The sequence below is a fragment of the Shinella zoogloeoides genome, from assembly GCF_033705735.1.
In the GTDB taxonomy this organism is placed as follows: Bacteria; Pseudomonadota; Alphaproteobacteria; order Rhizobiales; family Rhizobiaceae; genus Shinella; species Shinella zoogloeoides_A.
The window spans coordinates 2,192,621-2,205,184 of record NZ_CP131130.1 but is presented as its reverse complement, the minus strand read 5'-3'; the positions used below and the strand labels follow the sequence as shown (position 1 = coordinate 2,205,184).

Genomic DNA, 12,564 nt, shown 5'->3' with positions numbered 1-12,564 from the left:
TATGAGAGCACGGGGTGCTCGTCAGCAGTGGGGTGAAAGAGCTTCGGATATCAGCCCGTTCTCATGACGTCTAGGAGCTGTTTATGGTAGGCTATGCTCTAGAATTTTTTTCCTACCATCTTTTTGATCTTGAGACGAAAAATGCGCCAAGGGGAAGCTCGGAGCTTATGATATGTGAAGCGCTTGCGTTGAGCGAGTATGCGTCGTTCTTGATCAGTGGGGAAGCCGCAGGCTTTAACTTCGGCATCATAGCAGGCATAAAAGAGGGGCATCAGATGTTCAAGCATTGCGATTCTATTTGAAAGTGTGCGCTCTCCGCGCAAACCGTTCCCCTTGACGGGAGAATAGGTTCGCTGGACGAAAAGCGTGCGATCATTGCCGATAGCAGCATCTTTGAGAAATACTGGTAGTAAAGTTAGGTGGTCACCAGCATAGGCCTCCGGATAGGCAGTCCACACGCGCTTGACGATGTCTTGGATTGCTGCAGTCCGCCATAGGCCGTAAAAGGCGCTCACATGATAGCTGTAGAACCGCTTTATTAGCCCATCGACGAAATCAGATTCCTCGATAATGCCAAATACAGATTCCTCTGTGTATTCTATAATGCTGCGGCGGGTGATGATCCGAGGGATTGCCAATATTGCATCAGGATTGTCATCAAGGCTTCCGATAAGCTCTTCAATGAAATTTTCGTCCGAATAGTCATCATCGGCTCGCCACATGAACATTTCAGTATTAGCGCGACGAACCAGGAACTCGAAATTCGGTAGCGAACCGATGTTCTCCTCCTGTCGAATAACCTCGATGCGGCTATCCTTTGCAGCATATTCCGCGCAAATATCCGGTGTTTCGTCGGTGGATGCATTGTCGGCGATGACAATGATGAAATCCTGATAAGTCTGCGCCAGCAGGCTGTCGAGACATTCGCGCAGCATGGGCGCTCCGTTATAAACTGGAATTCCGACCGTTACCCGTGCCATAGTCCGCGCGTCCTCAAATCATGCTGGTAGCAGATGCCCCTCTTTGCACATAAGAACGACTGGTCGCAAGCCGGAAACAACTTCGATTTCCTTCGTCTCGTGCTGGCCTCGTTAGTGATTGTCAGCCACGCCTATCCGCTGTTTATCGGGGCAGCGGATCCCTGGCAGGCGCATGGTTCGCCGTTCAATATCGGCCAGATGTGTGTCATGGCTTTCTTCGCCATCAGTGGCATGCTGGTGACACGTTCCGCCATCCTGTCTCGTTCGGTGCTGTCCTATATCGTTTCGCGCGTCATGCGGCTCTTGCCAGGCGCTTTCGTCTGTGCCCTGTTGATGACCTTTGCTCTCGGTCTCGTTTTTACGACTCTAGGCATCTACGAGTATCTCACGGACGGTTCGGTGTGGTCGTTTCTCCGGCGCAATACCATGCTGATGTCGATCCAATATGACCTGCCGGGAGTGTTCAAGGACAATGTTTATCCTGGTGCGGTCAATGGGTCTCTATGGTCGCTACGTGTTGAAATCCGCATGTACATGCTGTTCGGCGTAATCGTTTTTCTTGCACGGCTTAGACCGGAATGGATGCGTCATCTGAAATATTTGCTTCTGGTGCTTTTTGTCGTCGCATATTTTGGAGCGATACTTCCTCCACTTCTTCCAGAAGGTGTTTTGACGCCAAAAACGAACTGGATTTACGGTTATTATTTCGCGGCCGGTGCTGTTCTGCTATGCTGGGAACATGTTATTCCGCGCAATTTGATAGTTGCTGTGGTGTTGTTCATCGCTTCGCTTTTTACCGTTAATACGCCTTTTCTTGATCCTGCGATGCGATTGACTTTACCCTATCTTGTGTATTGCTTCGCCTTTTCGCAGGCTACTGCGTTAAAAAGGCTGCGTGGGGCGCCGGACATTTCCTATGGCATCTACATTTATGGCTTTCCGGTTCAGCAGTCGCTTTCGGCGTTATTCGCGGACCGCTTCGGTCTCCTGCCGCTTACCACCGCTTCGCTGGCAATTACCGTGGTGCTGGCCTCGCTAAGTTGGAAGCTGGTCGAGAAGCCTGCCCTCACGCGCAAGCGCGCTGTCGAGGATGCAATGGCAGGGCTTTATCGACGCGTCGTTCCGGTGGCTGGGGCGTAATGGTGCGGCCCCGTTCACAGGGACGCATCTGCGACGTATAAGGAGCCCATCATAGGGAGCGATTCCTGCCCCGTTCAACTTGGAAACAGGACCAGCCCAGTGTCGATGAGCAGCGCCGAAGCTCCCGTCAATGTCGTCTGCATGAAATGGGGTACGCTCTATGGCCCGGAATATGCCAACCGGCTTTATGCGATGGTGGCGCGCAATCTCTCCCGGCCGTTTCGTTTCGTCTGCTTCACAGACGATACGGCTGGACTTTGCTCTGGAATCGAGACGATGGAGCTGCCGCCGATCCGTATCGATCCACCTTATCAGAATACGCCGTGGAAGAAGCTGGCGCTTTATAACCCGACGCTTGGTAATCTTTCCGGGCCAACGCTTTTCCTTGATCTCGACGTAGTGATCACTGGTCCGCTGGATCGGTTTTTTGACCAGCCGGGCGATTATTGCGTTATCCATAATTGGACGCAGCCGAAGCAGATCAATGGCAATACATCTGTTTTCCGCTTCGAGATTGGTGCGCATTCTGACCTACTGGATCTATTCCACAGCCAGCCGACCCAGCACTGGGTGGATGTCTACCGTATTGAGCAGACCTTTCTCTCCCAGCAATTGCACCGGCAGGGCCGGTTGAGCTACTGGACGGAAGGTTGGTGCGTGTCTTTCAAGGTGCATTGTCTGCCTGGCGGCTGGAAGTTTCCGCGTATCCTGCTCAACTGGTTCATGCCGGCGCGGCTGCCGGACGGGGCGAGCGTTTGCGTTTTCCACGGACGTCCCAATCCGGACGATGCGCTGGCGGGGAAATGGCCAGGCAAGTGGTACAAGAGGCTTCTGCCAGCCCGCTGGATCGCGGATTACTGGCATGAATGAAATCCGTCGGATCGCCGCATGACCGGGCCACTCCTCAGTATCATTTCCGCTGTCTACAACAAAGCCGAAGTTCTGCCGGAGACCCTTCGGCTGGCCAGGGCGCAAAGGGGTATAGCGGAAGAAGACATCGAGTTCGTGTTTGTCGATGACAATTCTGCCGACGGTTCGCTGGCGCTACTTGAAGAGGAGGCGGGAAGGGATCCTCGCGTCCGAATTTTTGCCTCGCAGGACAACAACGGTCCGGCCATTGCTTTCAATCGGGCGGCGTCGCAGGCGCGGGGGCGGTATCTTCTTGCCATTGACGCTGACGACATGCTCCCCGGCAATGCGGCTAAGTTTCTGATCGACAGCGCGCGGCGTTTTGACGCCGCACTCGTCTTCGGGCGGTCGCGTCGTGGCGAAGATTGCCGGGATGTTCCGGAGGACGCCACGCTTTCCGTCGAGAGCGATCCGCTCGCTTTTGTCGCCGAACGCAAGATCGTGCGCATGGGATTTCTTGCCGAAAGGCAACTGTGGCTCAAGGCCGGCGGTGCGGACGAAACGGTCTTCATCCAGGATCAATCCCTGCCACTACGTCTTGCAGCTGCCGCCGACCGGCTCGTCTTCGTCGATGCACTGGTCTATCATTTGCGCCAGACGGGGGATGGCAATCTGTCGCGCAACGTGCTGCAGCAACATCACGATCGCTTTTTCGCATTATTGCCATTCCTCGACCGGCCGGATGCTTCGCCTACAGCGCGCAGGGCGGTCATGCGGCAGATGGTTTCAAGCCTGTGGAAAATGGATCGCGATCGTGGCGTGCAACTGCCGTTCCTTTCGGCTGCGGGCCGCTGCTACCTCCTTAATCGCCTGCTCGGTCTGGAACCGTCCGGACGCCTCCTCGCAGATGTAGCTGCCCGCCTGAAGACCCTTCCCGGCATCCGCCGCCCCGGAGGCATATGATGCGACCAAGACGTATTATGATCGTCGGTAATTTCGGGCGCAAAGACCTGTTCCGCCGCTACTTCAATACGGAAAGCAAGCTGGCGAATGGCTTCATCCGCGCCGGGCATCATGTCCTTTGCTTTTCTGATCGTGATCATGCGCGCGAGGCTAATATTTTCAGTACCCAGAAACTTGGCGTGAAGAAAATGCAAGCGAAGTTGATCGAGACGGCGGCGCATTACTGTCCTCACCTCGTGCTCTTCGGCCATGCGGATCTCATCGAGTCAGAAATCTATGAACGTTTGCGAGCCAATCATCCCGGTTTGCGGCTCGCCGCCTTCTGTGTCGATGCGCTGTTCCGCAGGGCGACCATGCAGCGTTTTGCCGCTCGCGCCCAACACGTGGATGCGGCCTTCCTGACCAGCGCCGATCGCGTGCAGGCAAAGGTGCTTGGAATACCCGCGGGTCGGCTGTTCTTCATGCCAAACCCCGTCGATCCGGGAATGGAAACGGCTCGCGTCTTCGAAACGCCTCGTGCAGCGTTGCGACTTGATGGCCAGTTCCTTGGCACGGGCATCGAACGGCGGGAAGAACAGATCGAAGCGATTCGTGCTGCGCTTCCGGCCGCCTATCGTTTCGAATCCGGCGGAAGGGCTTTTGCAACAACAAGAATGGACAGCACCACCTATCTGGAGCGCCTCGCCGACGCGGCTGTTTGTCCCAACTTGCCGCTGGACGATCTGAAGCCGGAGCAATTGACCTATCTCTATTCGTCCGACCGCATTGCCCAGACGCTGGGACAGGGAGTAACGACCCTGACTATCGCCGCTAGTCGGCTTGCCGACCTTTATGAAGATGGCGTGGTAGAATATGCAGATCGGCAGGATCTCATTGCAAAAATGATCACCCTTTATGAAAACGATGCAGAGCGGCGTCGTGTAGGTGGGATTGGTCATCGCATCGCGCACGACCGTACGAATGGAGCACGAGTCGCCAGTTACATTCTGGCGATCAGTCTGGGTGAAAGTGAAGGCGCCGTTTCCTGGCCGACCGTGTTGAATGACGGATAGTGGGCGATAATGAAAGGTCCGGAACCGTTGCGGGTCACCATGGCGGGCTAGCAGCAAGTCTGGCACATGAGGATGTCCATCCTATCGCTGCGACGAGGAGTGGGGCAGTCGTTTATTGTTGACAGGTCGGGCATATTTGCTAGTTGCTGCGAAGGGAGCGCAGGCGCTTTTGGTCAGGGAAATGGCTAAAAGAGCGGCGAATACTTGTAGTTCTATTTGTAGAATGGAAGCGTTATGAAGGCAGTGATTTTGGCCGGGGGGCTTGGCAGCAGGATCTCCGAGGAATCCGTCTTGCGGCCGAAGCCGATGATCGAGATCGGCAATCGTCCCATCTTGTGGCATATCATGAAGATGTACTCGGCCCACGGTGTCAACGAGTTCATCATCTGCCTTGGTTACAAGGGCTATATGATCAAGGAGTTCTTCACGAACTTCATTCGCCATGGCGCTGACATGACCGTGGATACGACGACCGGCGACATTCAGTATCACCAGAACATCGTCGAACCGTGGAAGGTGACGCTGGTGGAGACCGGCGAGAATAGCATGACTGGTGGCCGGCTTGGCCGCGTCCGCCCCTATCTTGAGGGCGAGGAGAACTTCTGCTTCACCTATGGCGATGGTGTTTCTGACGTCGATATTGCCGCGTCCATCGCCTTCCACAAGGCGCATGGCGCACGGGCGACGATGACAGCCGTCGCACCGCCCGGCCGCTTCGGTGCGTTGAAGATCGAAGGCGATGTCATTGAGCGTTTCGAGGAAAAGCCGGCAGGTGACAATGGTCTCATCAATGGCGGCTTTTTCGTGCTTCAGCATAATTGCCTTGGCCTGATCAAAGGGGATGAGACCATCTGGGAAGCAGAGCCGTTGGAAATGCTCGCCTCTACTGGGCAGTTGCACGCTTTCCGCCACCCCGGATTCTGGCATCCGATGGATACGCTGCGCGACAAGAACCATTTGCAGAAACTTTGGGAAAGCGGCGCTGCGCCGTGGAAAAAATGGGCTTGATGACGCGAGTGAACAAAGGCGGACGGCTTCCTGATCCGGCCTTCTGGAACGGCAAGCGCGTCCTTCTGACAGGACAGACTGGCTTCAAGGGAGCTTGGTGCGCTCTGTGGCTCAAGGCCCTGGGTGCGAAGGTAACGGCAATCGCCCTGCCGCCCGAAGGTAAGTTTAGCCTTTTTGGGCTGGCCGAGGTTGCAAAAGAGTGCGACAGCCGCTTTCTCGACTTGCGTGACGGCGATGGCATCGACACGCTGATGAAGCAAACACGGCCGGACATCGTCCTGCATATGGCGGCGCAGGCGCTGGTGCGCCGCTCGGTGCGCGACCCGGTCACGACCTGGCAGACGAATGTCGATGGCACGCTCAATCTCCTGCAGGCGCTGCGCGGTCTCGATGGCCTTGAGGCCGTTCTGGTCGTGACCTCCGATAAGGTCTATGCCAATGACGGCAAGGGCAGGGCGTTCCGGGAGGACGATCCGCTGGGCGGTAAGGATCCTTATTCGGCCAGCAAGGCAGCCTGCGAAATTCTCGTGCGCTCCATGCGGGAGACTTATTTCCGCGATATCCCGCTCGCTACGGTCCGCGGCGGCAATGTGATCGGCGGAGGCGACTTCTCCGAGGATCGCCTTGCACCCGACTGCGTGCGGGCGATCGTGTCCGGCGCGCCGGTGGTGCTGCGTCAGCCCGCCGCCACGCGGCCCTGGCAGCACGTCCTTGATTGCCTGTGCGGCTATCTGGTCTATGCCGAAGATCTCGCCTTGAAGACCGATACGCCGCGCGTGATGAATATCGGTCCAGAAAGCGCTCATGATCTGCCGGTGCTGACCTTCGCTCAGGCTCTTCTTGCCGAAATGGCGTGCCCGGACCTGCTGCGCATAGAAGAAGAAGCGAGGTCGGTAGAGGCGCCGCGTCTGGCGCTTGATCCGTCACTCGCCCACCGCCTGCTGAACTGGCGTGACCGTCTGGTCGGCGGCGAGGCGATCGCCGCTACGGCGCGCTGGTACAATGCATGGCATTCCGGCCAGGACATGGCTGCCGCTACACGGCGCGAGATTGCTGCTTATCAAGGTCTGGAGTGAGTGATGACCACGTGCCGTTTCTGTTCTACCCCGCTTTCGTTGTCCCTGGTGAATCTCGGAATGACGCCGCTGGCCAATTCGAACCTGCGGTCGCGCGACGATATCTCTACGGAAAAGGCTTTTCCGCTGCATGTGATGGTCTGCGAGAAGTGCTATCTGGCGCAAACGACCGAGACAGTGCCGGCTGACGCCATATTCCACGACGATTATGCCTATTTCAGCAGTTTCTCGTCGAGTTGGGTCGAGCATGCCCGGCAATACTGCGAAATCATGCGGCATCGTTTCGATCTTGATGAATCTTCGCTGGTCATCGAGGTGGCTTCGAACGACGGTTATCTGCTGCAGCATTTCGCAAAGGCTGGTATCCCCGTGCTGGGCGTGGAGCCTGCGGGCAATTGTGCCGCCGAAGCCGAGTTGCGAGGCGTGCCTTCGATGGTGGCCTTTTTCGGCAGCGCGCTTGGCGAGCGTCTTGTGTCGGAAGGGCGCCAGGCTGACCTGATGGCCGCCAACAATGTCCTTGCGCATGTCCCGGACATTTCCGATTTCGTCAAGGGCTTTTCCATTGCGTTGAAGCCGGAGGGTGTGGTGACCTTCGAGTTTCCGCATCTTCTCAATCTCATCAATCTCGTGCAGTTCGATACGATCTATCACGAGCATTATTCCTATCTTTCGCTCATCGCCGTCGAAACAATCCTGCGCAGCCATCGGTTGCGGGTGTTCGATGTGCAGCAGCTTCCGACTCATGGCGGGTCTTTGCGTGTCTTCGCCTGCCGTGAAGAGGCGAGCCATGCCGAGCAACCCGGCCTTTTCGCTGTGCGAGCGGCCGAGAAGCACGCACGTCTTGACGAGCGCGCCGGATATGAAGGTTTCACAGCCAAAGTCGAAAAGGTGCGGGAGGATTTCCTCGCTTTCCTTGGCGAGGCGAAACGCGCCGGCAAGACAATTGCCGGCTATGGCGCGGCAGCGAAAGGAAACACTTTCCTGAATTACTGTGGTCTCGGTGCGGACGATATTGCTTACGTTGCCGACCGCAATGTCCACAAGCAGGGTCGATTTTTACCCGGCGTACATGCGCCGATCGTTGATCCGGAGAAAATCATGGAAACGAAACCGGATTATGTCGTGATCCTGCCGTGGAACCTTGCGCGCGAAGTGGAGCAACAGCTTGCGCCTGTTCGTGATTGGGGAGGCCGCTTCGTGACAGCCATTCCAGAGTTGAAGATTTTCTGAGGTCGGCATGGAACGTCGCCTTCCGGAATTCGGCAGCACCATCGATGGCCCGGCGGTGATCGTGCCAACGCCGCATGAGGACGAGCGGGGTTTGTTCGCTCGTCTTTTCTGTCCGAATGAGGTCGCTGACCTCGGCATTGCTTTCCAGCCGGTACAGACGAGTGTTTCACGCAACCCGATGAGGCGTACGTTGCGTGGCATGCATTACCAGCCTGGCGAATGGGCGGAAGGTAAGCTGATCCGTGCAGCGCGTGGCTCCATATACGACGTGGCGGTGGATCTCCGGGACGGAAGCCCGACCTACTTGAAGTGGTGCGCGACCATTCTTTCCGCGGACAACCTCGCCTCGTTCTACATTCCACGCGGCTTCCTGCATGGATTTTTGACGCTGGAGCCTGATACCGATGTAGTTTACGAGATCGACCGTATGTTCGAGCGAGGGCATGGTGCTGGTTTCCGCTGGAATGATCCGGCCTTCTCGATTAATTGGCCGGAAGCACCAAGCCTAATAGGTGAGCGTGATAGAAATTATACAGATTTTTCCTAAAGGTCCGACTTTGAAGGAAAAACACCGCAAGCTTGCAGAAATCTTGTCAGTTATTCTGTAAACTTGAAGGGACGTTGGCGCATCAAGGATGGTGGAGATGAGAAATTAGGCCGTCAACATTGCCGGTAAGAAGGGCGGTTTCAATCTAAGCTTGCTCCCCATCTGGGGGGGTGCGTTATGGTGCGAAGGGGCAGTAGAGCGCCTTTGTTCCGGCCCTTCGGGTAGTACCGGCATTACTTGCATTTGCAGCTATCGAGCATGATAGGGGAGCGGCCACGCACCTCGTTCCCGTTGTTCCTGCGACCCTGGCAAATACCGAAAGCAGATCTTCGGCATTGGTCGCCGACGCAGGTGGGAAGCCCTCTGAGGGGTGCTCTCAACCGGCGGCCTTTCGGCGGATTTCTTTCTCACCGATCCCTGAATATTCACGCAGTCAAAAGCTCCCGTGCGGCAGCAAGAAACCAAAGATTAACCATAATATCCGATGGTCTGCGCATGGCGGCGTCCTGGTGGCTGTTCATCTCGAACGGTGCCGCTCGGCGTCACGTCTGAGCGGCGAATTGCGGTAGGGAGCTCTCCACGCATTCGTAAGTGACGAAAGAATGCCGGATGGCGAAACCTATTAATTTAGCGGGCTCCGCAGAGCGCCGAACATATTTTTTACTGACGACGGCGCTTGTTACGCTTGTCTCCATGATGGCTGGCATACGGCCGGTATGCGCCCAGTCAGTCACCGGAAACGGCGTGACCTCCTCTGGCGGCCCTGGCGGCATCGTGTCGCCGAACTGGACAGTGGGCGGCGACCTTGACGTTGGCGCTTCCGGCCCCACCCCCGGCTTCCTGAAAATCGAGAATGGCGGCACAGTCACCAACAACGACGGTGTTGTCGGCAACGGTGCTTCCTATCAGGGCGAAGTCACCGTCTCCGGTCGTGACGGGACCGGAAACGCCTCGACCTGGACCAACAATGGCGATCTTACGATCGGCCAAGACGGTAAAGGCATGCTCTCCGTCATCAATGGCGGCGTTGTAAACAGCGCGTGGAGCTATATCGGTGCTGGGGCCAACGGCCAGGGCGACGTCACGATTTTGGGCAGAGATGTCGATGGCAATGCCTCGATATGGACCATTACCGGGCAGTTTTACATCGGCGAAAGCGGAGCGGGCACCCTCAACATTTCAGATGGAGGAACGGTAAGCAGCTCGGTGACCACGATCGGTAACAGCAGCAACGGCGTAGGTACCGTCACTGTTTCCGGTCATGACGGCAATGGAAACGTGTCGACCTGGAACAATGCCAACCAGCTTCATATCGGCGACGGCGGCGTAGGAACGTTGAACATTCTGAACGGGGGCGTGGTGAACAGCGGGCAGGGCCTTATAGGGTCCAACGCCGGCGCCAATTCAGTCACGGTCTCCGGCCATGATGGCAACGGCCACGCGTCAACCTGGAATGCCGCCAACAACATCTATGTCGGGTATTATGGCAATGGGGCGCTCTCTGTTGAGGATGGCGCGCAGGTCGCGACAAGTGCGACCGGCGGCGGCGCTGCTTCCATTTATGTCGGCCACGGGGCTGGCAGTACCGGTTCGGTAGTCGTTTCGAGCAGCAACGGCGCCCTGTCCAGCTTGAGCGCGTCTGATCGCATCGAGTTGGGGTACGGCGGCACTGGTGAGATGACTGTCAGCAAGGGCGGCTTCGTCAGTGCCGGCAGCGCCGTCTATCTCGCCAACAGTGCTACAGGCAGCGCGACACTTCATCTCGATGGTGACCCCAGCGGCCGCGGCATTCTTGAAACCGGCGCGGTGATCAAGGGCTCCGGCTCCAGCGCCGTGCTGGACCTCGATGGCGGCATCCTGCGCGCCAATCGGGATCAGGCCAATTTCCTCAACGGGTTCTCATCGGTGGCGGTGGCAGCCGGAGGCGCCTGGTTCGACACGAATGGCTACGACATTGCCATCGGCACGGATTTCTCCGGCTCCTCGAGCTTCGACAAGTTTGGCCTTGGACAACTGACGCTGACTGGCGACAGCTCCGGCTTTTATGGTGACTCGACCGTCTCGGCGGGCACATTGGCGGTCAATGGTATTCTGGGCGGCAACATGCTGGTCGATACATCTGGCCGGCTGGCGGGCACAGGGCATGTTGGACCCGTCGTGAATACCGGGGTCGTCGCCCCGGGTTACGGCGGGATGATGGGCACGCTCACCATTGACGGCGACTATACCAGCAATGGCGGTCGCCTCGAAATTGCAGCTGTTCTCGGTGACGACAACTCCCAGACCAGCCTCCTCGTCGTCGATGGTTCGACCTCCGGGCTCACGCTGATCAATGTCATCAATCAGGGCGGCCTTGGCGCACAGACGGTGGAAGGCATCAAGATCGTCGATGTCGCCGGAGCGTCCAACGGCAGCTTCGTGCTCGACGGCAACTATCTGTTCGAGGGCGATCCGTCGGTAATCGCGGGCGCCTATGCCTATCGCCTCTACCAAGGCGGGGTATCCGACCCGACGGACGGCGACTGGTATTTGCGCTCCGTGCTTGTCAACACGCCCCTATATCAGCCCGGCGTGCCGATCTACGAAGCCTACGGTGCCAATCTACAATCGATCAACACCTTGCCGACCCTCCAGCAGCGCGTGGGAAGCCGCTTCCAGCTGGCTGGCGTCGATAGTGACGGTAGCGGCTTCTGGGGCAGGATGGAAGGCACATACGGCCGCTTCGATGATGCTCGGATATCGACGACAGGTATGGATCACCGCATCGATACCTGGAAGATACAGCTCGGAGCGGATGGCTTGCTTGCTGAAGACCACAATGGTGGAAGTCTGATCGCGGGCATCAACCTGAGCTATGGCGAGGCCAACAGCCGGATAAAATCCGTTTTTGGCAACGGAGCGCTGAAATCCGAAGGCTATGGTATCGGCGCGACGCTGACATGGTATGACGGTGCCGGCTTCTATGCAGATGCCCAGGCTCAAATAGGCCGCTATGGCAGCGACCTCAGATCAGAGCTTCTCGGCATTCTTGCCAATAACAACGGTGGCCAGGCTGAAGCATTCAGCGTGGAGGTCGGCAAGAGGCTGTCGGTCGATGAGAATCTCGGCATCACACCGCAATTCCAGATGGTCTATTCGAATGTCCGGTTTGATCGTTTTGTCGACCCGGCTGGTGCTGTCGTCACGGCGGACGGCAACGACAGTCTGATGACACGCTGGGGTGTGGCCTTTGATTACCAGAGCAGCTGGGAGGGCAGGAACAGCCGAGCCTATGGCATAGCCAACCTCAGCTACGAGTGGCTGGACGGGACGCAGGCCTCGGTTGCGGGCACAGCCATCCAACACGCCAGCGAACGCCTCACGGCTGAAATCGGCCTTGGTGCGAGCATGGATTTGCAGAGCAATATCGCTCTCTACGGCGAAGTGCTGGCAGGTACCCCGATAAGCAGCTTTGGCAAAAGCTATGCCCTAAAAGGCAATCTTGGTCTTCGGATGCAATTCTGATTGGGCCGTAGCACAACAGCCGACGGTTCTGACTTTCGTTCAAGAATGGCGCACCCGACAGGATTCGAACCTGTGACCTTTGGAATCGGAATCCAACACTCTATCCAGCTGAGCTACGGGTGCATCCAAGGCGATGACTCGCCTGTCCGATGAGAGGGTTCTTAACCCAGGTGGGGGCGGGCTTCAATGCGGAAATTGCGGAAATGGCAAACTGT

The 12,564-nt window shown here is 57.2% G+C and carries 10 protein-coding genes and 1 tRNA gene; 9 read left to right on the top strand and 2 right to left on the bottom strand.

Annotation, left to right across the window (positions count from 1 at the left end; genetic code table 11):
* Nucleotides 1-98: 98 nt before the first annotated feature.
* Complete coding sequence (locus ShzoTeo12_RS11075; RefSeq protein ID WP_318909728.1) at nucleotides 99-980, bottom strand: glycosyltransferase family A protein; 882 nt, start codon at nucleotides 978-980, stop codon at nucleotides 99-101.
* A 33-nt stretch (nucleotides 981-1,013) separates the two neighbouring features.
* Between ShzoTeo12_RS11075 and ShzoTeo12_RS11070 the strand changes: the two genes are divergently transcribed.
* From ShzoTeo12_RS11070 to ShzoTeo12_RS11030, 9 genes are all read left to right on the top strand, one after another.
* A complete protein-coding gene (locus ShzoTeo12_RS11070) occupies nucleotides 1,014-2,120 on the top strand; it encodes an acyltransferase (RefSeq protein WP_318909727.1) in 1,107 nt (368 codons plus the stop codon).
* Nucleotides 2,121-2,225: 105 nt separating this feature from the next.
* Nucleotides 2,226-2,990: a hypothetical protein gene (locus ShzoTeo12_RS11065; protein ID WP_318909726.1), complete on the top strand. Its 765-nt coding sequence runs from the start codon at nucleotides 2,226-2,228 to the stop codon at nucleotides 2,988-2,990.
* Nucleotides 2,991-3,008: 18 nt separating this feature from the next.
* Complete coding sequence (locus tag ShzoTeo12_RS11060; protein ID WP_318909725.1) at nucleotides 3,009-3,932, top strand: glycosyltransferase family 2 protein; 924 nt, start codon at nucleotides 3,009-3,011, stop codon at nucleotides 3,930-3,932.
* A 17-nt stretch (nucleotides 3,933-3,949) separates the two neighbouring features.
* A complete protein-coding gene (locus ShzoTeo12_RS11055; protein ID WP_318909724.1) occupies nucleotides 3,950-4,984 on the top strand; it encodes a glycosyltransferase in 1,035 nt (344 codons plus the stop codon).
* A gap of 234 nt (nucleotides 4,985-5,218) precedes the next feature.
* The gene (gene rfbF, locus ShzoTeo12_RS11050) at nucleotides 5,219-5,992 is read left to right on the top strand and encodes a glucose-1-phosphate cytidylyltransferase (RefSeq protein WP_318909723.1); all 774 of its coding nucleotides are present in this window, start codon (nucleotides 5,219-5,221) and stop codon (nucleotides 5,990-5,992) included.
* Nucleotides 5,983-7,068, top strand: coding sequence for a CDP-glucose 4,6-dehydratase (gene rfbG, locus ShzoTeo12_RS11045; protein ID WP_318909722.1), 1,086 nt, complete (start codon nucleotides 5,983-5,985; stop codon nucleotides 7,066-7,068). Before rfbF ends, rfbG begins: the two co-directional genes overlap by 10 nt.
* The gene (locus tag ShzoTeo12_RS11040; RefSeq protein ID WP_318909721.1) at nucleotides 7,069-8,298 is read left to right on the top strand and encodes a class I SAM-dependent methyltransferase; all 1,230 of its coding nucleotides are present in this window, start codon (nucleotides 7,069-7,071) and stop codon (nucleotides 8,296-8,298) included.
* Nucleotides 8,299-8,305: 7 nt separating this feature from the next.
* Nucleotides 8,306-8,845 (top strand): dTDP-4-dehydrorhamnose 3,5-epimerase family protein, encoded by a 540-nt coding sequence (locus ShzoTeo12_RS11035; RefSeq protein WP_119256896.1) that lies wholly within the window; start codon nucleotides 8,306-8,308, stop codon nucleotides 8,843-8,845.
* Between the two features lie 609 nt (nucleotides 8,846-9,454).
* The gene (locus ShzoTeo12_RS11030; RefSeq protein ID WP_318909720.1) at nucleotides 9,455-12,349 is read left to right on the top strand and encodes an autotransporter outer membrane beta-barrel domain-containing protein; all 2,895 of its coding nucleotides are present in this window, start codon (nucleotides 9,455-9,457) and stop codon (nucleotides 12,347-12,349) included.
* Nucleotides 12,350-12,395: 46 nt separating this feature from the next.
* Here the strand turns inward: ShzoTeo12_RS11030 and ShzoTeo12_RS11025 are convergent.
* Nucleotides 12,396-12,472 (bottom strand) — tRNA-Arg (locus ShzoTeo12_RS11025).
* Nucleotides 12,473-12,564 lie beyond the last annotated feature (92 nt).